Source organism: Streptococcus suis, from assembly GCF_002960425.1.
Lineage (GTDB): Bacteria > Bacillota > Bacilli > Lactobacillales > Streptococcaceae > Streptococcus > Streptococcus suis_S.
This window is the reverse complement of sequence record NZ_POIZ01000020.1, coordinates 22,954-45,002: the sequence shown is the minus strand read 5'-3', so window position 1 is coordinate 45,002 and position 22,049 is coordinate 22,954. Positions and strand designations below refer to the sequence as shown.

22 protein-coding genes are annotated in these 22,049 nt (G+C 36.6%); 2 read left to right on the top strand and 20 right to left on the bottom strand.

The window, feature by feature from the left end; all coding sequences use genetic code 11:
• Window positions 1-177: 177 nt before the first annotated feature.
• Entirely contained in the window at window positions 178-873 is a 696-nt protein-coding gene (locus tag C1G57_RS01530) for a Crp/Fnr family transcriptional regulator (protein ID WP_105113458.1), read from the bottom strand.
• Window positions 874-1,148: 275 nt separating this feature from the next.
• Between C1G57_RS01530 and C1G57_RS01525 the strand changes: the two genes are divergently transcribed.
• Complete coding sequence (locus C1G57_RS01525) at window positions 1,149-2,105, top strand: DNA/RNA non-specific endonuclease (protein ID WP_105113457.1); 957 nt, start codon at window positions 1,149-1,151, stop codon at window positions 2,103-2,105.
• Window positions 2,106-2,313: 208 nt separating this feature from the next.
• Here C1G57_RS01525 and whiA read toward each other — a convergent pair whose 3' ends face one another.
• The 9 genes from whiA to C1G57_RS01480 all read right to left on the bottom strand — a co-directional run bounded on the left by whiA (window position 2,314) and on the right by C1G57_RS01480 (window position 9,293).
• The gene (whiA, locus tag C1G57_RS01520) at window positions 2,314-3,225 is read right to left on the bottom strand and encodes a DNA-binding protein WhiA (protein WP_105113456.1); all 912 of its coding nucleotides are present in this window, start codon (window positions 3,223-3,225) and stop codon (window positions 2,314-2,316) included.
• Complete coding sequence (locus C1G57_RS01515) at window positions 3,222-4,196, bottom strand: YvcK family protein (protein ID WP_105113455.1); 975 nt, start codon at window positions 4,194-4,196, stop codon at window positions 3,222-3,224. Before C1G57_RS01515 ends, whiA begins: the two co-directional genes overlap by 4 nt.
• The gene (gene rapZ / locus C1G57_RS01510) at window positions 4,193-5,080 is read right to left on the bottom strand and encodes an RNase adapter RapZ (RefSeq protein ID WP_105113454.1); all 888 of its coding nucleotides are present in this window, start codon (window positions 5,078-5,080) and stop codon (window positions 4,193-4,195) included. Before rapZ ends, C1G57_RS01515 begins: the two co-directional genes overlap by 4 nt.
• Before the next feature lie 20 nt (window positions 5,081-5,100).
• On the bottom strand, window positions 5,101-5,478 hold the full coding sequence (locus C1G57_RS01505; RefSeq protein WP_105113453.1) for a RidA family protein: 378 nt from the start codon (window positions 5,476-5,478) through the stop codon (window positions 5,101-5,103).
• A gap of 178 nt (window positions 5,479-5,656) precedes the next feature.
• The gene (locus tag C1G57_RS01500) at window positions 5,657-5,926 is read right to left on the bottom strand and encodes a type II toxin-antitoxin system RelE family toxin (RefSeq protein ID WP_105113452.1); all 270 of its coding nucleotides are present in this window, start codon (window positions 5,924-5,926) and stop codon (window positions 5,657-5,659) included.
• Window positions 5,916-6,143, bottom strand: a complete 228-nt coding sequence (gene relB, locus C1G57_RS01495; RefSeq protein WP_105113451.1) for a type II toxin-antitoxin system RelB family antitoxin — start codon at window positions 6,141-6,143, stop codon at window positions 5,916-5,918. The genes C1G57_RS01500 and relB overlap by 11 nt, the downstream gene beginning before the upstream one ends.
• 113 nt (window positions 6,144-6,256) lie before the next feature.
• Window positions 6,257-7,603, bottom strand: a complete 1,347-nt coding sequence (gene asnS / locus C1G57_RS01490; RefSeq protein ID WP_014638198.1) for an asparagine--tRNA ligase — start codon at window positions 7,601-7,603, stop codon at window positions 6,257-6,259.
• Between the two features lie 14 nt (window positions 7,604-7,617).
• Window positions 7,618-8,799, bottom strand: coding sequence for a pyridoxal phosphate-dependent aminotransferase (locus tag C1G57_RS01485; protein ID WP_105113450.1), 1,182 nt, complete (start codon window positions 8,797-8,799; stop codon window positions 7,618-7,620).
• Complete coding sequence (locus C1G57_RS01480; RefSeq protein ID WP_105113449.1) at window positions 8,796-9,293, bottom strand: DUF5590 domain-containing protein; 498 nt, start codon at window positions 9,291-9,293, stop codon at window positions 8,796-8,798. The genes C1G57_RS01485 and C1G57_RS01480 overlap by 4 nt, the downstream gene beginning before the upstream one ends.
• 124 nt (window positions 9,294-9,417) lie before the next feature.
• Here C1G57_RS01480 and C1G57_RS01475 point away from each other — a divergent pair, with 124 nt between their 5' ends.
• On the top strand, window positions 9,418-9,858 hold the full coding sequence (locus C1G57_RS01475) for a MarR family winged helix-turn-helix transcriptional regulator (protein WP_105113448.1): 441 nt from the start codon (window positions 9,418-9,420) through the stop codon (window positions 9,856-9,858).
• A gap of 147 nt (window positions 9,859-10,005) precedes the next feature.
• On the opposite strand, the gene glf is transcribed toward C1G57_RS01475, so the two are convergent.
• The 10 genes from glf to C1G57_RS11565 all read right to left on the bottom strand — a co-directional run bounded on the left by glf (window position 10,006) and on the right by C1G57_RS11565 (window position 21,765).
• Window positions 10,006-11,115: a UDP-galactopyranose mutase gene (gene glf, locus C1G57_RS01470; RefSeq protein ID WP_105113447.1), complete on the bottom strand. Its 1,110-nt coding sequence runs from the start codon at window positions 11,113-11,115 to the stop codon at window positions 10,006-10,008.
• An 18-nt stretch (window positions 11,116-11,133) separates the two neighbouring features.
• Entirely contained in the window at window positions 11,134-11,391 is a 258-nt protein-coding gene (locus tag C1G57_RS01465) for a hypothetical protein (RefSeq protein WP_105113446.1), read from the bottom strand.
• A gap of 12 nt (window positions 11,392-11,403) precedes the next feature.
• On the bottom strand, window positions 11,404-12,336 hold the full coding sequence (locus tag C1G57_RS01460) for an Rpn family recombination-promoting nuclease/putative transposase (RefSeq protein ID WP_105113445.1): 933 nt from the start codon (window positions 12,334-12,336) through the stop codon (window positions 11,404-11,406).
• A gap of 1,023 nt (window positions 12,337-13,359) precedes the next feature.
• Window positions 13,360-14,352, bottom strand: a complete 993-nt coding sequence (locus C1G57_RS01450; protein WP_105113443.1) for a nitroreductase family protein — start codon at window positions 14,350-14,352, stop codon at window positions 13,360-13,362.
• Window positions 14,342-15,307 (bottom strand): glycosyltransferase family 2 protein, encoded by a 966-nt coding sequence (locus tag C1G57_RS01445; protein WP_105113442.1) that lies wholly within the window; start codon window positions 15,305-15,307, stop codon window positions 14,342-14,344. Before C1G57_RS01445 ends, C1G57_RS01450 begins: the two co-directional genes overlap by 11 nt.
• Window positions 15,304-16,701: an oligosaccharide flippase family protein gene (locus tag C1G57_RS01440; RefSeq protein WP_105113441.1), complete on the bottom strand. Its 1,398-nt coding sequence runs from the start codon at window positions 16,699-16,701 to the stop codon at window positions 15,304-15,306. Before C1G57_RS01440 ends, C1G57_RS01445 begins: the two co-directional genes overlap by 4 nt.
• On the bottom strand, window positions 16,694-17,809 hold the full coding sequence (locus C1G57_RS01435) for a polysaccharide pyruvyl transferase family protein (RefSeq protein ID WP_105113440.1): 1,116 nt from the start codon (window positions 17,807-17,809) through the stop codon (window positions 16,694-16,696). The genes C1G57_RS01440 and C1G57_RS01435 overlap by 8 nt, the downstream gene beginning before the upstream one ends.
• Window positions 17,799-19,190, bottom strand: a complete 1,392-nt coding sequence (locus tag C1G57_RS01430; RefSeq protein WP_105113439.1) for a polymerase — start codon at window positions 19,188-19,190, stop codon at window positions 17,799-17,801. Before C1G57_RS01430 ends, C1G57_RS01435 begins: the two co-directional genes overlap by 11 nt.
• Before the next feature lie 1,149 nt (window positions 19,191-20,339).
• On the bottom strand, window positions 20,340-21,323 hold the full coding sequence (locus tag C1G57_RS01425) for a glycosyltransferase (protein ID WP_105113438.1): 984 nt from the start codon (window positions 21,321-21,323) through the stop codon (window positions 20,340-20,342).
• 268 nt (window positions 21,324-21,591) lie between these two features.
• Window positions 21,592-21,765, bottom strand: a complete 174-nt coding sequence (locus C1G57_RS11565; RefSeq protein ID WP_330846648.1) for a DUF6625 family protein — start codon at window positions 21,763-21,765, stop codon at window positions 21,592-21,594.
• Between the last annotated feature and the right edge of the window lie 284 nt (window positions 21,766-22,049).

Here is a 22,049-nt window from a genome sequence, read left to right as displayed (position 1 = left end):
AAAGAAGACAAATAAAAACTTGAAAACGTTCACATTTTTTTGAGAAATTCATCACATTTTTCTCCTTATTTTTGGGTAAATATCGATATTACCCACCACAATATGCATATTTCTATTTGTCTATATCATTATGTGAATTTTTATTTTTTGTAAAAATTAAAAGAAAAAACGAAAACTTCAATAAGTTTCCGTCAAATTCGCTAAAAAATACTCAATATCTAAATAAGTCAAGTTTTTTCGTCGATAGGCAATCCTCTTTTCCTGCTTTAACTCTTTCAAGACATGACTGACCGTTTCCCTCGTCGTCGCAGCAAGTCGAGCAATTTCCTGAATATGAATATCAAATGGCAAGCTAGTCAGCTGATCCCGTTGGCACATATCCCAGTAGAGTAGGGCTAGAGCCTGAACAACCCGTTCCGAAGCCTTAGAGCGCATACTATTACGCAGGCGCAGTTCTTGAAAACCCAGGATTTTAGATAGTTTTTGGCAAATATACACCAATTGTCGAGGGTTGATTTTCGACATGGATTCAAACAAGCCCATGGGCACTATCAAACATTCCAAATCAGTGATGGCAATCGCAGTATAGTGGTAGGGCTTATCTTGGAACATATCAGCCAAAGGAAAAGCACCGCCCTGTCGAATATAGTCTAAGTAAGAAAAACTATCTGTTTCATCATACTGCTCAATCCGAGCATATCCCTTCTGTAAGACAAATAAATAATCCCTCGGATCTTGGGCATAAAAAAATATCTGTCCTTTGGGAACCTTTCGAAAACGGATATGCTTGGCTAGCTGGTCAAAGCTATCTCGTGTCAGGTTTTCAAAGGTCGGATGGCTCCTAAGATAGCTATACTGCTCACGGCTGATCATTTTCAAGCTCCCCCTATCCAAACATTCTATCACAATTATAACATATATTAACTTGATGTACCAATGATTGTAGGCAAGCTTAAAAAGAAAAAACAGCCCAAAAGGAACTTTTTCTATGAAAATTAACCTATTATCAATTATTGTCCGCACTAGACGTTGAGCGTTCAGGCTTCTATTCGCTATTAATCAACTTTACAGTGTTTGACAATGAATGTATCCATTTCCAAGCATTTTATCAACTTCTTATGTTATACTATTTTCATGGAGGATTTCATATGAAAAGAATTGTATTCGTAATACTCGCTCTTTTCTCATTTATTATAAGTGGCTTAACTGTTAAGGCAAATCAAGATCCTATTGACTACAGTAGCTTACATTTGATTAGGTTCAATGGAACTAAACAAATTGTTCTCGGAGAATTTGATCCTTTAGGCAGAGCAACCTCGGCTCATATTCAACTTCAGGATAAGGACGAACCTAAAAAACAGAGAGAACCGCGAATAAAATTTACTCCTGTGGGATGGCATAACTATAAAATGACCTTTGGAAATCAAGGTAAGAAATCCTGGCTTTTCAACAGAGGACATTTAATTGGCTACCAATTTAGTGGACTTACCGATGAAGGCAAAAATCTGGTACCTTTGACCGCTTGGACCAATAGCGGAAATTACAAGGGAACGGATGATAGCAATATTGAAGGTATGCTTTACTATGAAAACCGTCTGGATAGTTGGCTGGCAAATCATCCTCATTATTGGTTAGATTATAAAGTAACTCCGATTTATACTGGAGATGAATTGATACCTAGACAAATCTCGCTTCAGTATGTTGGTTTGGATGAAACAGGAAATCTGATAAACATAACCTTAGGAAGTCCGAAAGAATCAATCGACGGGTATGGCATTACAACTGTCATCTTAGATAATTACTCTAAAAATGCAACAATAGATTATTTGAAAGGTACTGCAGCTCCCTCTCTAGTTCCAACTGAAGAAAGTAGTCAACCTAGTCCCTCTAGCACAACTGCTGAATCACAAGCAAGTGAGAGCCCGCAAACTACTCAACCTGCTACTGAACTTGCACCAATCGTTTATGTCGCTAGGAATGGGAATGCGGATGTTTATTGGTACTCAAAGGAAAATATGCCAGCAAACACTAATTTCTCTAGAGTTATTGAGATGTCAGAAGAGCAAGCACTCAATCTTGGAAAGCGACACACAAGTAAAGAATAAGTTTTAGATGACAAAATATATTTCCATTTTTAAAACAAAAAACTAGGAGTAGGCAAGTGACCTATTCCTAGTTTTTGTTAGATATGTTTTTCTTATATATTAGATAATAGACCTATTTTACCCAAGATTCCACTTCAAATATGGAATAGTGATAATGACTGCCATAGTGTTTCGATTCCCAATTTGAAAATGATAGAAATGCTAGAAACTATAAATCATCCGCAATCTTATTGATTTTCCTTAGACGGTGATTGACGCCACTCTTGGTAATGGGCACCGTCAAACTATCTGCTAACTGCTGAATGGAATAATCTGGATGCTGAATACGGAGTTGGGCAATCTCTTGCAGGTCACCCGATAACTGATCCAAGCCAATGGTATCCATAATTTTGATGATATTGTTGATGGTCTTCATGCTGGCATTGACCGTCTTAGCAATGTTTGCCGTTTCAGCGTTATTGGCACGGTTGAGGTCATTTCGAGCCTCGCGCAAGAGCTTGATATCTTCAAATTCTGTCTTGGCCTCTTCTGCTCCAATCACCAACAGAAAGTCCATAATATCTTCTGCCCGTTGCAGATAGGTGATGGTTCCCTTGCTTCGCTCAATAACTTTGGCATCCAAGAGAAATTTCTGCAACAAATTAGCTAAGTCCTGGGCATGGTCGCTGTAAACCGAGGCAATTTCTAACTGATACCGTCCCTTTTCAGGGTCCTTGACAGAACCTGCTGCCAAGAATGCCCCTCGCAGATAGGCCTGGCTCCAAGAATCATTTTCAAGGACCAGGGGAGAAATCCCTGTTTCCAAGCCAAAAAAACTATCCGCCAGATGCAAATCATGTAAGATGTCGTTGACCCCATCTTCAATGACAACCGCATAGACACGGTTCTTCTTGAGATTGGGCTTTTGATGGTGACGAATTTCTGCTTTTACCTGATAAAAATGCAGGAACAATTCGTAGATATGTCTAGCAATCTTGGCATTCTCTGTCGAGATGGAAAGTGTCAGACCAGTTGAAGCCAACCCCAGACTGCCAGACAATTTGATTATGGCTGCCAGTTCACTCTTATTTTGACTGGACTGGATCAAGAGTTCTTCTTTGACTTTTATGGTAAAACTCATGACCGCACCTGCAAAATCTTGAGCAACTCTTCTACCACCAAATCACCATCATGAAAGGCTCCGCCGTTTTCCAAACGAAGGAAATTGGAAGAAATCACGCGCTTGGTCTGCTCTTGCAAGCCAGCAAAGTCATGCTTGACCTGCACCAAGTATTCGTCAAACTTGTGGGTATTCATGTAGTCGTGTGGTACAGGCTCACTATTGACCAAAACAGTGTCAATAAACTTCTCACCCAGATGCCCATTCAAGACGGTCACATGGTCGGCATCTGAGAAGAACTCGGTTTCACCACGCTGGGTCATGATATTGCAGACATAGGTGACCTCCGCCTTGGTTTCTTTCAGAGCCTTACCAAGGTCCGAAATCATAAGATTGGGCAAGATGGATGTAAAAAGGGAACCTGGTCCTAAGACCACCATATCACTCTCCATAATAGCCTCAACCACCTGACGACTGGCCTTGGGCTCATCATCATTGTAAGAATTGGTCACATAGACATGACCAATCATGCCCTTGTGCTTGGCGATTTTGCTTTCACCAGAAACCTCGGTACCGTCGGTAAAAACGGCATGAAGGGTCAGGGCCTGTTCACTAGAAGGGTAAATCCGACCTGTCGTATGGAAAAAGCGGGTCAAGAGCCGCATAGCATTGTAGGTCGAACCCTGCATCTCGGAAATCCCAGCGATGATGAGATTGCCCAAAGGATGCCCAGCCAGTGGTCCATCCGAATCCGCAAAACGGTACTGGAAAATCTGTTCATACAACTTGGGCATATCTGACATAGCCAAGAGAACATTGCGCAAATCCCCCGGTGGCGTTACCTGCAGGGCCTGACGGATCTCACCCGAAGAACCTCCGTCATCTGCTACGGTCACGATGGCCGTAATGTCCACATCCTTGTCCCGCAGGCTCTTTAGGATAACCGGAATTCCCGTTCCCCCACCAATCACTGTAATCTTTGGCTTTCTCATGAGCGGTTAACCGTCTCCTTCCGTCTGTCCTTATCACGATGGCTACGGTTGACAATCCAGTTTTTCTCCAAATCATCTGCCAAGCGTTTGGCAAAAGCAACGCTTCTATGTTGACCGCCCGTACAACCAACAGCTATAGTCAGGACAGATTTTCCTTCCTTCTGATAGCCGGGCAGAATGGGTTCAATCAAGCCGATAAGATGGCTGTAAAATTCTTCCGATTCCTGGTGGTCCATGACATAGTCAAAAACAGGAGCATCCAGACCAGTCAAATTCCGCAATTCTTTTTGATAATATGGGTTAGGCAAGAAGCGCACATCAAAAACCAAGTCCGCATCCAAGGGCAAACCGTATTTGAAACCAAAAGACATGACTTCCACACGGAAGGATGGTTGGTTGTCTTGACTAGCAAACTGCTCTGAAATGGCCATCCGCAGATTACGAGGCGTCAGCTCTGTCGTATCGATGACATTCTGGCTCATATTTTTCAGGGGAGCCAAGAGTTCACGTTCTAGCTGAATGCCGTCTAAGACCCGACCATCTGCTGCAAGAGGATGAGACCGACGGGTTTCCTTGTAGCGTGCTACCAGTTCATTGTCCGTCGCATCTAAAAACAAGACCTTGAAATCCAAATCTTCTGCCGCCTCAATCTCATCTAAGACTTCTCGAATTTCTGAAAAGAAAGACCGGCTCCGCATATCTACCACCAAGGCAATCTTATTATTGTCTTGGCTGTGGCGAATCAATTCTAAAAATTTTGGCAGAAGGGTCGGCGGCATATTGTCAATGGTAAAATAGCCCAAATCCTCAAAAGACTGGATGGCTACTGTTTTACCTGCACCCGACATCCCTGTCACAATCACTAAATGGAGTTTGTCTGACATGACATTCCCTCCTTTACTTTCTACTCTACTACTGCAATCACTTCAATTTCAACCTTGACATCACGAGGCAAACGCGCCACTTCCACCGCTGATCGAGCTGGAAAATCTGCTGAAAAGGCTGTTTGATAGACTTCATTAAAAGCCACGAAGTCATTCATATCCTTGAGGAAGCAAGTCGTTTTAACCACATGGTCAAAGTCTGTGCCAGCCGCTTCTAAAATCGCTGCGATATTTTTCAAGACCTGCTCAGTCTGTTCTTGAATGGTTTCCCCAACCACTTGGCCCGTTTCAGGTGACAAGGGAACCTGACCAGAAGCGAAGAGGAAATTTCCTACAACCTTACCTTGTACGTATGGACCGATAGCTGCCGGCGCTTTATCTGTATGAATGGTTTTCATCTGTCAATCTCCTTTATTCTTTCTAAGTCTATTATAGCATACTAAAGTGCTAAAAGGAGCCCAGCATAGCTCTCTTGTAAGGCAAAATCTCCCCGACTGTTCCGACAAGCACCTTTCATAAGAAAACAGACCACATTTGTAGTCTGTTTGGCTATTTCTAATCTAGTTTTCTAGAGCTTCACTTTTTATAGATTTCTTTACGATGCCCGATTTCAAGAGCTAGGATGACCATTTTGTTATCAATAATATCGCAAATCACACGGTAATTCCCCACTCTATACCGCCACAGCCCCTTATAGTCTCCAACCAGATCCTTGCCAAACTGTCTTGGATTTTCCAAACCGTCCAAACGTTTTTTCAAATCCTTAGCAAGCATCAGCCCCACATGCCTGTCCATTTTTTTCAACTGCTTCAAGGCATCATCGCTGAAAACAAGTTTATAGGCCATCTTCTAACTCCGCAAGAACATCATCAATCGAGTGTGTAACAGGATTTTCTTGGAATTTCTTCAAGGCCTTGATACCAATTTCATAGTCCAACTGGTCTTCTATCTGTTCAGCAAGTGCAGTTTTGAATAGCTCAGACAGGCTTTTTCCAGTATGAATGGCATAGCTTCTGAAAATTTCCTCTTCTGTTTCATTTAATCGCAAGGATACAATTCCCATCATTCCACCTACTTTCTTCTTGTAATACATTGTAAAACAATTTGTTCATAATGTCAATGGACACTCAAAAAACAGACCACATTTGTAGTCTGTTTGTATATCTATTGATTTGCTTACGGATGCAAGCGGTGCAACATACGTGGGAACGGAATGGCTTCACGGATGTGTTTTGTACCGGCAACGAAGGTTACCATACGCTCGATACCGATACCGAAACCACCGTGTGGCACAGAGCCGTACTTGCGGAGGTCAAGGTAGAATTCGTATTCTGACTTGTCCATGCCGAGCTCGTCCATCTTGGCTACCAAGGCATCGTAATTGTCCTCACGCATAGAACCACCGATGATTTCACCGTAGCCTTCTGGCGCCAAAAGGTCCGCACAGAGCACGCGCTCTGGATTGCCAGGAACTGGTTTCATGTAGAAGGCCTTGAAGCTTGCTGGATAGTTGACAACGAAAGTCGGTACACCAAAGTAGTTTGAAATCCAGGTTTCATGCGGTGAGCCAAAGTCATCTCCATGCTCGATGTGCTCGTAGTCTGTATCTTCATCAGCTTCATGTTCTTGCAGAAGGGTAATGGCATCATCATAAGCCACACGTTTGAATGGTTCTGCAATGTAGCGTTTGAGAGCATCCACATCACGCTCCAGAGTTTCCAAGGCTTGTGGAGCACGGTCGATAACACCTTGGATCAAGGCTTTGACATAAGCTTCTTGCAAATCAAGTGACTCTTCATGGCTGAGGAATGAATACTCGGCATCCATCATCCAGAACTCAGTCAAGTGACGACGAGTTTTTGATTTTTCCGCACGGAAAACAGGACCGAAGTCGAAAACACGACCAAGTGCCATAGCACCAGCTTCAAGATAAAGCTGACCTGATTGACTGAGATATGCTGGTTGACCAAAGTAATCTGTTTCGAACAATTCTGTTGAATCTTCTGCCGCATTTCCAGACAAGATTGGGCTATCAAACTTGATAAAGCCATTCTTTTCAAAGAATTCGTAAGTCGCATAGATGATGGCGTTACGGATTTGCTGGATAGCGACCTGCTTACGCGAACGCAACCAGAGATGACGGTTGTCCATAAGGAAGTCCGTACCGTGTTCTTTCGGTGTGATTGGGTAATCTTGTGACTCACCAATGACTTCAAGGTCTGTCACATCCAACTCATAACCAAACTTAGAACGCTCGTCTTCCTTGACAATCCCTGTCACATAGACAGACGTTTCTTGGCTGAGGCGTTTTGCTACATCGAACTTCTCCGCACCTGCTTCTTCGCCGAATTTTTCAATGAAGTTTGGCTTGAAAGCAACAGCTTGGAAGAAGGCTGTTCCGTCACGCAACTGCAAGAAAGCCAACTTGCCCTTACCTGATTTGTTAGCAACCCAGGCACCAATGGTCACTTCTTGACCGACATAATCTTTTACTTGGTTGATAGTAATCAATTTTCTAGACATTATTTTTCCTCTTTTTATTTTTTCATAAATGTGTGTAGTCGAGCCACTGCTTCTTTAAGCGTGTCCATATCAGTCGCATAGCTGAGGCGGATATTCTCAGGAGCTCCAAAACCTGCACCTGTCACCAAGGCCACTCCCACTTCTTCTAAAATGGCTGTGGTAAATTCAGTCACATCTGTGTAACCCTTGATTTCCATAGCCTTTTTGACATTCGGGAAGAGATAGAAGGCACCTTCTGGCTTGATCACTTCAAAACCTGGGACTTCTGCCAGCAAAGGATAAATGGTATTGAGCCGCTCTTCAAAGGCCTGACGCATGGTTTCTACCGTATCTTGCGGACCTGTAAAGGCTTCAATGGCCGCATACTGAGCAGCAGTTGTTAAGTTCGATGTCGTCTGTCCGACAATCTTGCTCATGGCCGCAATGATCTCAGGATTACCAACGGCAAATCCAACCCGCCAACCTGTCATAGCATAGGCCTTAGCCACACCGTTGACCACAATAGTCTGCTGACGAATGCTTTCTGAAATGCTTGAAATCGGTGTGAAGCTATTTCCATTATAGACCAAACGACCGTAAATATCGTCTGCCAAGATGAGAATATCGTGCTCCACAGCCCAATTTCCAATAGCTTCCAATTCCTCACGACTGTAAATCATGCCAGTCGGATTGGACGGACTATTGAGCAAGAGGACCTTGGTCTTGTCTGTCCGAGCTGCTTCCAGCTGGTCAACTGTTACCTTGAAATTGTGTTCTTCTGTCGCAGTGACAAAGACTGGCACGCCTTCGTTCATCTTGATTTGGTCAGCATAGGATACCCAGTAAGGTGTCGGAATAATCACTTCATCACCAGGATTGATGACTGCCGCAAAGAAGGCATAAAGAACAAACTTAGCACCTGTCGCAAGAACGACTTGATTGCGTTCGATGGAGTAGCCGTAGAAATTCTCAAAGTAGGTATTGACTGCGTCTTTCAACTCTGGAAGACCAGAAGCTACCGTGTAAAAACTCGCCTTACCATTTTCGATAGACTGAATAGCAGCTTCTTGAATATTTTTCGGTGTGACGAAGTCTGGCTCACCCAAGGTCAGCTCTAAAATATCGCGTCCTTCTGCTTTCAAAGCCTTGGCCCGTGCACCTGCTGCTAGCGTGACACTTTCTTCCATTTCTAAGACACGTTTTGATAGCTTGCTCATAAGCCCTCCTTCTTGACAAAACTTCCTGTTTCAAACTCTACTAGATAATAAGCTGTCCCAGATTTGACTTCCCAAATTGGTTTGCCATCCCTAAATCCTAGAATAGTTCGCTCTGCTTGGTCTGCACCATTTTCCTTGGCAATCGCTTGCGCTTCTTCTTGTGAAATCCCCTGAGCCAAAGGATAGACATAGACTGTGCTAGAAGTCTCTGGAACCAGCACTGCAATCTCCTCGCCCTGACTATTGGCACCGAGTACACTAAAATAAGTTTCGGTTCCATTGTAAATAGAGAAGTTGCTTACCGTTTGCAGATCTGCATATTCTGCAGCCACTGCGACTGCTTGACTGCGCGCACTATTGAAAGGGGCCCTAGCAATATCCCAAATAGTAAAAATTGAAAAAGTTACAACACTGAGGAGGATAAAAGAGCCTAGCACCAACTGACCAGCCTTCGATGCCATCCACTCCAACAGTTGAATTATCTTTTTTTCCATAGTAGTCCTATTATACTACAAGTTACAGGAGATTTCCATTTTTTCAGCGATAGAATAAGAATTTTACAGACCCCAACTTCCCATTTCACTTGCTTATCCGACGAATTATTGCTAAAATATTCTCATGAAAACTGTTGAACAATCTTTAAATGAAAATAAACATGCACTACATAGCCTAGTTGTTTTTAGGCGTGCTGCCAATACCATCTCAAAATCAGAATTAGAAACCATCAAAAAATACGGACTGACCGTCTGTCAATTCGGAGTCATGGAAGCCCTCTACAACAAGGGAAACCTCCGCATCCAAGACTTGATTGATAAACTCCTCAGCACATCTGGAAATATGACAGTCGTCATCAAAAATATGATACGAGATGGCTATGTCTATAAAACCAGTGACACAAGCGACCGTCGTGCCTCCCTGATTGCTCTGACAGAAAAAGGACGCCAGACCATCGAAGCCATCCTACCAGAACACTATGATCATGTCGGTCAGATTTTCTCTGTGTTAAGCCCAGAAGAACAAGACATACTTGCTACAATTTTAAAGAAATTTAAACAATAAAGACAAATCCCAAAGCCTACACTTTGGGATTTTAATCTGCTTTGTGTGATGAACAATTGATGCATCACTTAAAAATCGACGATATCAGGCTGTACACTTTACTATATAAGAAATCAGCCAGTGCATACTACCCTGCCAGCTATCCCACTACTTCACTTCATTTCTCACACACTGCAAGGCAGCTCCGATAACCTGGTGCATATCGTAATAGCGATAGTGACCGAGACGACCACCGAAGATAACATTTTCTTCTTGTTCTGCAAGACGTTTGTAGGCAGTATAGAGTTTGTTGTTGCGGTCATTGTTGACTGGATAGTATGGCTCATCTCCACGTTTCCAAGTCTTCGAATACTCGCGTGTAATAATGGTTTTTTCTTGTGTACCAAATTCGAAATGCTTGTGTTCGATGATACGAGTATAAGGTGTTTCGCTATCAGTGTAGTTAACAACCGCATTACCTTGGTAGTTTTCCATATCCAAGACTTCCGTTTCAAAACGGAGACTACGGTACTCTAATTCACCCAGTTCATAATCAAAGAACTCATCAATCATACCTGTAAAGACAACTTTTGGATAGCTTGCCAAGTATTCTTCCTTATTGGCAAAGAAGTCAACGTTTGTCTCCACATCGATATTTTCATGAGCCAACATCTTTTCAACAATCTGTGTGTAACCACCGATTGGAATACCTTGATAGGTATCGTTGAAATAGTTGTTGTCATAAGTCAAACGCACTGGCAGGCGACGAATGATAAAGGCTGGAAGTTCCGTACATGGTTTTTCCCATTGCTTCTCAGTATATGACTTGATCAATTTTTCATAGATGTCTGTACCTACAAGGGAAATAGCTTGCTCTTCCAAGTTCTCAGGTGTTTTTCCACCTAACACAGCACGCTGCTCTGCAATTTTAGCTTCTGCTTCTGCGGGAGTGACCACACCCCAGAGCTTGTTAAAGGTATTCATGTTGAATGGAAGATTGTAAATCTCACCCTTGTAGTTGGCAACTGGTGTGTTGGTGTAGCGGTTGAATTCCGCAAATTGATTGACATAGTCCCAGATTTCCTTTTCAGAAGTATGGAAAATGTGTGCACCATACTCATGAACCTGGATGCCTTCTACTTCTTTGGTGTAGATATTACCTGCGATGTGGTCGCGTTTTTCAATCACCTTGACCTTTTTGCCTTTTTTAGCTGCTTCATGGGCAAAAACTGCACCAAACAAACCAGCACCTACAACTAGATAGTCGTAATGTTTCATATATTTTGTATTTTTCTCCTAAACCTGTTGATTTTGTGACAGTTGATCGATTTGTACAGAAGATAGACCGGTCAACTTTTCAATCATTTCATACGAAAAACCTTCACGCAACATTTGATAGGCGACATCTATACGACCTTTCTCCAAACCTTCTTCTAAACCTTCTTCTAAACCTTCGGCTCTACCCTCTTCCTTACCTCGCCGTCTACCACGTATGTAGGAGCTTTCCAATTCGCCAAAGTGGTTGGAAGCATTACGTAACCATTGATCTACCATTTCGATTTCCTCTTAAACCTGATGATTTTGTGACAGTTGATTGATTTGATCTGAAGATAGACCGGTCAATTTTTCAATCAGTTCATACGAAAAACCTTCACGCAACATTTGATAGGCGACCTCTATACGACCTTTCTCCAAACCCTTCTCCAGGCCTTCTTCTAAACCTTCTGCTCTGCCTTCCTCCTTACCTCGCCGTATACCACGTATGTAGGAGCTTTCCAATTCGCCAAAGTGGTTGGAAGCATTGCGTAACCATTGATTTACCATTTCAATTTCCTCCTCTGTCCATGTGTTTCTATCCAGCAGGTGTTCTGCTTTTTCAATAACATCTGATGTAGATTGACTAAATGCTCGGTTGGCGAAAAATTCTATCCATTGGCGCTGATTTTTCTCTAGCTGACCTTTGCGGAATTTTTTCAGTTCAATAATGACCATTTCAAATGGTTTTCTCAATTCTTCATGTTCGCCAAATGGCAATTCCAAGACTTGACCCCCATCTTTTTCAGTCAGTACAAAACTGTGAATCGGCTGGTCATCATCAAAATACTTACTGGCCACTAAGGCAATCGAATATATCGGAGAAATTTTATCATACATATCATGCGTCTGCGTGACCTTGTCACGAACATTGGGCAAGTCCTTAACCAAATGTTGGCAGGAATAGGTCCATAAGCGCTTGATAAAACTATTTTGATAGGCAACCTGTATCTCAATGATGACTTGTGTTCCATCATCCATACGAGCCAAAATATCCACCGTAGTACTAAAGTGACTAGTCCTTTCTTTTTTCACATCCGCAATGGTTCCATTCAAAATCTGAACAGACTTGGGGCGAAACCCTAGAAAAGTATTGATGAAATCAATGGTGATTTCATGGTCATTGAAAATCTTTTTTGCAATAATGTCAGCCATAGGACTGACTGCCTGACGGCGTTTTGTCATCTACTCTCCTCCGAATAAAGTAATCGAGAAATACTCCCTATCTATTTATTCGGAAAAGTTTCTAGTTATATTATAGCATGATAGCCAAAACTTTTCCATTTTTATAGTACACAAGTAGACGACAAATCGAGAATAAAGAACCTTTTGAGCACATTAAACATAAAGAAAGAGAGGACTTCTTGGTCCTCTCTGGATATACCTGCACACGTATTCCCTTGTAAAATGATAGTAGTCTTTTCCTTATCTCATATCCAATAACATTTCAAGGGTTCAGTATTTGGAAAAATCTTCATAGAAGATAAGTTCTTGACGAATATCAATGTCCTTCAAACTAAAAGCTTAAAATTTTATGTAAACGGTCAATCGCGTTTATCAAAAGAAAGCAAAGTACAAAAATATTATATAAATTTTGCTCAGTCGGCAGCATAGTTTTGAAGATAAATGCTAAAAACAAATATGCAATCGCGAATGTTTCAATAAAAGTATTTTTAATATTATTCGCTCTATTTTCTACGGATTTATCAATTTTTAAACAAAATTTTAGTAGAAAATAGATAAATCCCGAAATTAGTACAAGTTGTTGATGTTTCGGAACCAATTGTATATTCAAACAATTTATTAGTGCAATTAAAAATAAGAAAATAACCACATGACATACAAATGCCAATAGCATCACTACAACTTTTTCAGCACAAAGTCTACATTTTCTTACAAACTCTTTGCTTTTTTACGATTTCAAAAAATCTTTGATGCGTTTCATTACGACTTCTCCTTAAATCTAAAAAATTTTTACAAACTCATTATGCCACAATCAAAAACAAATTTGATGTTTTTTTCAACAAAATGCACGAATTGTAAAAATTTTTTATTACTGTATACTTGAGGAGGGAGGAGTTGGATAGGTCACTTGTTATTGGACAGTTGCTTTTTTATAAAAAAATCGGATTCTAAAAACAAAATTTTCTTGATGTGTTTGTCGTGCAATAACGCGTATATTGAAATATGTTTCAATGATAAAAAAATTTATTTATTAATAATCAAATCCACTCGGCTGTCTCTATTAGACATAGGTACAAGTGTACTTTGAGGGAATGAACCTACTGCCACAAAATTTATTAAATCTTCGGAAATACTTATTTGTAAAATATCTCTGACTTTCTTCTCACTCGTAATTGTCAAATCACAGTGCAATGGACAATTTGCTATATTAGATGACTCTAGTGAATAAAGTAAGCTTGCCGAAAAAATTCCACCATCTATAAAATTTTGATTACGTTCATGATCCCATCGATACAAAGCCTTATCTGATGTAATCAATAGTAAAAATTGAATATTACTAGCATTACCATTTAACCCCCCTTGAATACTCAGCAATTTTTTTATTAATTCTTGTTCCTCTACCAGATATACCTTACAAGGTTGCCGATTACAAGCCGATGGAGCTCGATTAGCTAATTCAATTGCAGCTATCACATCTTCTTTCATAATAACAATATTTCCAAAATCACGTATACTGTGACGAGTTTCTAATAGTTTTTTGAAATTTTTTTGCGAAGATTCCTGATATTCGTACAAAAAAGTTCCAGAATCAACAATTTTGGGCAAAGGATATGTTGAAACTTTGGCTTCAATTTCTGGTATTGAATAATTTTCCTCTCTATGTCGTTCAACGTATTTATTTAAAACGCTCACAGCAGTCAAATATCTATTATCATTTAACGGAAATCCCTTCTTAATATATTCGTCCAATGCATTAAATAAATCTGACATTGCGCTTTGTCCAAATCCTTTACGCATATCATCAACATGAGTTAGCCCTTTCTCTAAGTTATGATAATCTAGAGTAATACGCCCTCTCAAGTTATTGAAAGAATTTTTTTCATCAAAATGTATAGAGTATTTTAAATAATTTTTTTTATCATCATTGTATCTTTTTGAAATTAAATAATAATTTTTCAATTTCCTGTAAAAAATATAAGCAGACTGTGGCATTATTTTTTTTATTTTATTTTTCATTTTTTCTCCTGTTGGGGTAAAATCCTAATCTAAGTAAAGATAACCTTAATTTATCTCTAAGAGTTAAATATCTATTTTTGGGGATATATTTAAAGACTTTATTGTAATTACTACTTATTGACTTATATAGATTCGAATGCCTTGGAACTCCATCTGTGATTGCTTTGATGTATAGATTAGAATAATTAATAATCTTCATATATTGAAATGATTCGAATATATCGTTAAACTTCCATCTTACAATTCTTTCAATCTCATGTATCCTAGGATAAATTATCAAATTTCTCTCATCAATTTTGCTTGACGTTACACTTTCCTCTCTTGATACATAATAGTACTCTGTTGTCCCCGTATGAGAAACTGTCATAGATTTAAAGAAAATTTCTGGAAGTACTGCAATATCTTCAAAAGATCCATCTGTAGGAAATGATATTCCTTCCCATAATGTCCTGTGGAATAATTTGCTATATACGCTATAACCAATATCTTTTTGCAAAAAAACACTCTTTAATGCCTCACTTGCTGAAAAAACAGTTGGACTTTGAGGTGTTAAAATTTTACAAGTCTTACCACTAAATTCATCATATCTATAAATTCCGCAACACGAAAGCTTAGTAGTATTTGTTTGAATAGCCTTCAGCAAATTTTCATACATTGTAGGTTCCACAAAATCATCACTATCAACAAATCCAATAAATTCTCCTTTAGCTAGAAAAAGTCCAACATTACGAGATATTGAAGCCCCTCCATTTTCATTCTGTTCCACTATCTTAACTCTATTATCTCTATGGGCATTATTTTTTAAAATCTCTAGACTCCTATCTGTCGAGCAATCGTCAACGAAAATAAATTCAATATTTGAATAAGTCTGACTAAGTAATGAGTCAATACATCTTTGTAAATATTTTTCTGCATTGTATACAGGTATGATTACTGAAATCAACGGTCTACTCATTTCTTCCTCACTTTTAATAAGTTTAAAAATATATCTTGTATGAAATTTTTATTAATTAAAACTAATATAATAAATTCCAATAAAAGAAACAAATCATAGTATTTATCTGACGTAAGAACTGTTATCATCATAATAACCACAATAGCAGAAATCAAAATAATCTTTCTATTACAAATATCTAATTTCAAATACTTACGTGTATCAAATATTCTATATAGAAGAACCACTATATAACTAACTAATGTTGCTAATGCTGCACCATTCATTCCGTATAGTGGAATAAAAACAAAATTTAATATTAGATTGACAATTGCTCCAACTGTCGCTGAGAGCATACTACCAACGCTATTTTTATATGTAAAATATGGTGTTGCTACAAAAGTCGATATCGATAAAAAATAAAAACTAGAAATTAAATAAGCGCTTGGTTGCCAAGAAATAAAATAATCAGACTGAAAGATATTAGAAACAAGTGGCTTAATAATTAATAGTAAAAATCCTGTTACTAATCCCAAAAATGAAACTAATCTAAGTAGTACTTGGTTATTATATTTTAAATTATCTTCACTACTCATTTCCTTCACAGCAGAATATCCCCAAGCTTGAAAAAAGATATTACTGAACACAGAGAGCATTGAGGGAATTTTGTAAGAGACTCCATAAATTCCAGCCGCAGTTAGTCCAGTAATTCCAGCAACCATTAACCTGTCTGATGAATTAATGACCCACCATAATAAAGAGTTAGGTACTAATGCAATAGAATACCTAAACATTTTCGAAAATAATTCTTTATCAAAGTTAAATTTTTTTATTACACTAAACTGTTTCCCAAGGATAACAGCTAATAGATTTGTAATAGTATATGAAAAGATATATGCCAATAAGTAACCTCTAATTCCCCATTTAAACTGTACTAAAAATAAAATATTTAAAAGTGCAGTCATTAAAGAACCGACTATATTACATATTGTATACTCCGTAAGAAGCTCAGCTCCCCTCAAATACGATGTAAAAAGGATGTTACCTGAATACATAATCAAATATATGATAATTAATAATGAGTATTCATGAAATTTTGAAGAGAAGTGAAATAGCGGTAGCAAAAAGAAAGATATTATTGCTCCACAAAAGAACGTAACCAAACTAATTGATAAAATACTATTTCTATTACTATCCTTATCCATCGAAAATCTCAAAATCGAATCACCTAAATTAAGCATAACGAAGGGCGATAAGATAGTAATATATAGGAAAATTAAGTCTAGAATTCCGTATTGACTAGGAGTTAATACAAAGGTATACATTGGTACCAACAAAAACGAAATTATTTTTGTCGAAAATGTTCCAATAGCAAAAATTGCTGTATTCTTTAGCAAATACTTTGCCCTACTCATTAAAAAACTCCCTGTTTAAAAATCTTGATAAATACTCGTCACTTTCTTTCTGAGATCTATCAATAATGCTATTTGTCTTTGAAAAATCTAAATCATTTAAAAAAATTGTTTCTAAATCTTGCAAATCTGAAACTAGATGTTCTTCTTGAGATAGTCGTTTAAACAGATCTATTAACTTATTCTTGTTACTGTCTCTTAATATGGTAGCATATTTTAAATTATATTTAATTGAAAAGATGCTACCATGGAACGTATCTGTAATAATAAATTTAGAGTTTTTAAAAGCATTTAACAGTTGAAATGGGTTAAGAATCCAGAAATCATCGGCCCACTTTTGGTACCCACCTAAGGCAATTATTTTAAGATTATATTTACGCGCTAATGATTTTATTTTTTCAATTTCCTCTTTCTTATGAATACGATTTTTATACGCATATACGACCAAATAATCTTTTTTATAATTAATCTGATTCTCCGGTAAGTTTATTTCTTCATCAAAATTAGCAATCAAAACAGGATCTAAAGACTGTGTGATTTGTTCTGACTCAAATCCAAATGACTTTACAAATTCTAAGGTATTGTTATCACGTACTGAAATTGATGAAAGTTTCTCTAAACCAATATTTATATCACGTCTCAACTCATCACTTAAATCAGCATAGTTAGTAAATCCACAGGAAGCAGCATAGGTGGCAACATTACTTACTGGTATATTGCCAAAGATTTGGTTTGAATATCCCCAAGGAGATTTTTGCAAGCAATTAAATACCTCATCACTCCCAATAATAACATTATCTGCTGTTGGTGTTGTTTGATAACTTTCATCAAAACCAAGATATTTTTTCCAATATTCTTTATACATTTTAGTCAATAGTGGTTCTTTTATTTTGGAAATAACATTATTAAAAATATACTTATCAAGCTTCTTATTGCTACTATACTCATGCAATGTACTTTTTAGTAAACTATCTGGGAGTTGCTCCCCTTGCTCAATATCTAGAAAAGAAACTTCTGCTTTCTTTTCTGACAATAATTTTTTTAACCCGTAAGATTGCAAGAAAGAACCATAATTTTCTACTCTATGCATCGTCAAAATATTAACTTTCATTATTTTCTCCTTTTGTATGAAAATTTAAAGTTCCAAAGGCTAGTACAAAGACAAATAAATATCCTATTTCTATTCTAAGTGAAATGTTATAAATAAATAGAACAAAAGCCATAATTGATAATTGAAGACTAATTAACGTCTTGTATTGCTTATTATTATTGAATACCATCTCTCTAAAAATATAAATATATGGAAACAAATACAGCATGACACCTATAAGACCTGTTTCAATCATTACGAAAGGAAAACTAAACCAATTATAATGTGTTGTATTTCCATATGCTAAATAAAATGGGCTAGTTAAAATATTACTTTGTGATAGTTCTGCATTTCCAAGACCAATTCCTATTAATGTTTTACTATTATCATAATTAAACATTCTTTCCCTGACGTAGTTTATAGCACTTAATCGACCAATATCCCCTTTTCCAGTATATGAACCTGTGGATATCGATAATAATGATTCAACGTTCAAAAAACCTTTAAAAAACGGAGAAACGCTCTCTAATATTGGAATTGCAATAATAAACACAACTATACTTGGAACAACAATTAACAACATTCTAGCTAATCGTTTAATATCAAATCCAATTATTAAATACGAAATCAAATAAATAATAATAATTTCTATAAAAACGATTTTCAACTCTGATAATGCTGCAACTAATAGAATACTAATAATATAAATTAAAAATTTAATAATCGATATATTACTTGTAATGTATTTAGAAATAGATATACAAATAAAAATCAGCAACAAGATGTGTAAGTAAGTATTGGCGGTTCCAATTTCATTTCCAAAAATTCCTCCCAGAAAATCTTGTTTAAAACCTAAATAATAATACTGAATCCAAATAAAAATAATATTAAAAAAATAGGCAATTGTAAATAAGGACTCTGACTTTCTAATTAGGTATGGAGATAGGTAATGGATTGAAAAGATGAAGAAAAGAAATATACGAGCATTATTTCGAACCGCCCACATATATCTTATAGGTGAAAATCCCTGCAAAATATTCCCCAAAAAACCCAAAGTTACAAAGCATAATAAACAAATCATTATAGAGAACTCCAATTTATGAGTTTTCCTATTCAAAAACAAGATTTCATAAATATAATTTATTAAAATAATGATAGTTATAATATCCGTTAGAAAACTCATACCTGTTGGCATATACAAATAGCTTATATAAAACTGATATTGAAATATATATAGTAATTGTAGTATCAGTAGTTCTGCTGGTTTATTAATATTCCGTACAATTTGTCCTACAGTCAACACCAAAGCTATCCATCCAATTATTTGTGAATTAATAATATAAGAAGAAAGCATCAGTAAAAAGACAAAAATATAATATAACTGATAATAGTGTAGTCTCAAAATCTACCTCCTAATAAATTCTTCATACTATATATACAACCAAGAATAGCTTTTTTATTTAGAAGGAATTAAAAAATGTTCTTGTTAAATGAGATATTTTTTAAACTCCTCCAAAATAACTATTTTGTATTTCAAAGTATATACTTCTTTTTAAACTCGTAATATATGCAAATAGATAAATTAATCCACCAATATTGTAAGTTAGCATTGCTTGATTAATACCATATCTACAACTTATTTAGAAACACAATAGAAATATATGCTTATATATTAACTCTGCATATCGTAGTATTTTCACTGTTCTATTTGTGTATAGTATAATGATTACCTATCAATAATTATGCCCGTAGTGCTAGTTGAATTCAATTTAGCTCAGATCATTGTGCTCAATCATTAAGTATAGCCGGCTAATTATATCCAATTACTACACTTAGCCCCCCTCCTCCGGCACAACGGTATCCATAAGTGACACACTCCCTTTTCCAAGTTATCTTTATACTCCTTATTGAAACAGCGTACATTTTCTAAAATTACGGATTGTTGCTTCCTCAAACAGGAGGTCCTCTATCACTTTGATATCAGAAAAGGAGCCATGAAAAATATAGCCTGATAGGGGAACCCACATGTGAACTTTGAACGTAAACCTATGAGCGGTTCGACACATTTTAGTTAATGTCTCACTACCTTCAGAAACACTGTCTATATGAAATTGGAAACAGAGTGTGGCAAAGTGTTAAAGGAAAGCTAGATATGAGTAATGTGGTACTAGGAGATAGTTAGCTATTCATAACTTGACGAATTATCTGCACTAGTCAAATAAATTGTCTATACCATCGATCAAAGCAATTTCTTTTAATATCTTCCGCATGGAAAAGTTGGTTGATTATTTAAAAATGGTAGTGGGATTTGATGCCTGGTTCAGATTTGTAACATCATTAAAACAAGAATGGTTTCAGCTGATACCTTAGATAAGGCAACATTGTAGCGTTACTTGATGATACTTGGGGAATAGACAGAATATAACTTATAACAAATGTTTGATAACTGTCACAAATTCCATGGTGACGAAATTTTACAACATACTGTAAGTGCCTCATCCTATTACTTTGTCAATTATAGTTCACTTGAGTTTTTTAATATATTCTGACATTAACCAACACTACTGTAAAAAAATTTTTTTATTATTTCTTTAATCAGTGGGATAACTCTAAGTAACCCTAAACGAAATAGGATATATTTATAATAGTTAGGTTGTCCTTTCAAAAGATAGAACGAAACTCTATTATTATTCAATTCTTCACTAACTTGTTTAGCAATAGTACTATTACAATGATTTTCATAAATCTTCAACAAGAGATCTACGAGTCCATTATTATAATATATTTTAACTAATTGTTCATCAATTTTATCTATCTGCAAGGACACTGAGTATATTTCTGAATAAAATCGAAACATATCTTGAATTTTTTTTTCAGACCATGATTTAGTGATAGAATTTTCGTTCCCAAGGAAATAACAGTAATAGACTTTGTCAATATAATATACAGATTTGGAAGCAATAAATAATTTATAAATTGTTCCTAAATCTTCATAATATGCACCTACAGGAAAAAATATGTTATTCTTTAAAAATAAACTTCTACGATATATTTTGTCCGTCGAATAAGAAGAAATAGTTCCCTGCCTTAACATTTGATTCAATGCTTCAATTCCAGAATACTCCTCCTCATTTGATTGACGCTCTTCGAACACATCACTTTCTCTATTATAAAACTTCAAACGAAAATGAATAATATCATACTTTTTTATGCAGATAATGTCTTTCAAGTTCTCAAACATTGTTGTAAGCACCCAGTCATCTGAATCTAGAAAAAAAATATAATCTCCTTGAGCATATTGTATACCAGTGTTTCTAGCTTCTGATAGTCCACCATTTTTTTTGTGAATAACAGAGATATGATGATACTTCTCAGCGTAGTCATCACAAATTTGAGAGGAGTTATCTATACTTCCATCATCGATTAATATAATTTCATAATTTTTCCAATTTTGAATCAAAACACTGTCAATACATCGCTCTAAATATTTTTCAACATTATAAACTGGTATAATGACACTTAACACTGGCTTCATTATTTATCCTCTTTTCATCTATAGCTTATAAAGAATATATGGTATACTCCATTTTTTTACGATAAAATCTTTTTAAAAAAGAATATTTTTGTACTCCCAATAAAACATACAGTTTTTGGGGGGAAACGCTATATTTAGATAATTTTTCCCCATGAATCACTTGATTAGGTACGACTAGGTACGACATATAAAGAAGAGGAAATTTCAAAACTAGGAAAAATTGATTTTCGTTTCTGAAAATGTATATAAATAGGCTTTTTGACGACTATCATATCATCTTGAATTTCAAGAGATTTGAGCCCCTATTTATCAGATGAATACCTAAAGGCTCATCAAAGATAAAATTTTGACTACTCGTGAAGACATTTTTATAGTTTAATCTATAAATTAGATTGTTACCGCTTTTAAATAAATTATTAACCTTCTCAGTATTTTTATAAATCTGTAAATGCCTTAAGAGACCATACCTATCTTAATCTAGGTTGAAAAAATCATGTAGCAAAAAAAATTGATAACCATCCCCAATAAAATATCTGTGTCACAGAATCCCCAATAATCACACCCCTCACATTAATCTGGTAATTTATAACCGTAGGCGAGGTTGAAATCAAAAAGTTTGTATACTGTATCTAGCTAGATTTCAAAATCAAGTTTGTGCTGAATTCTTTCCTTCAATTCATTAAATTTGGTCTTTTAAAAAGCAATATCGTTAATATTAAAAGTTTT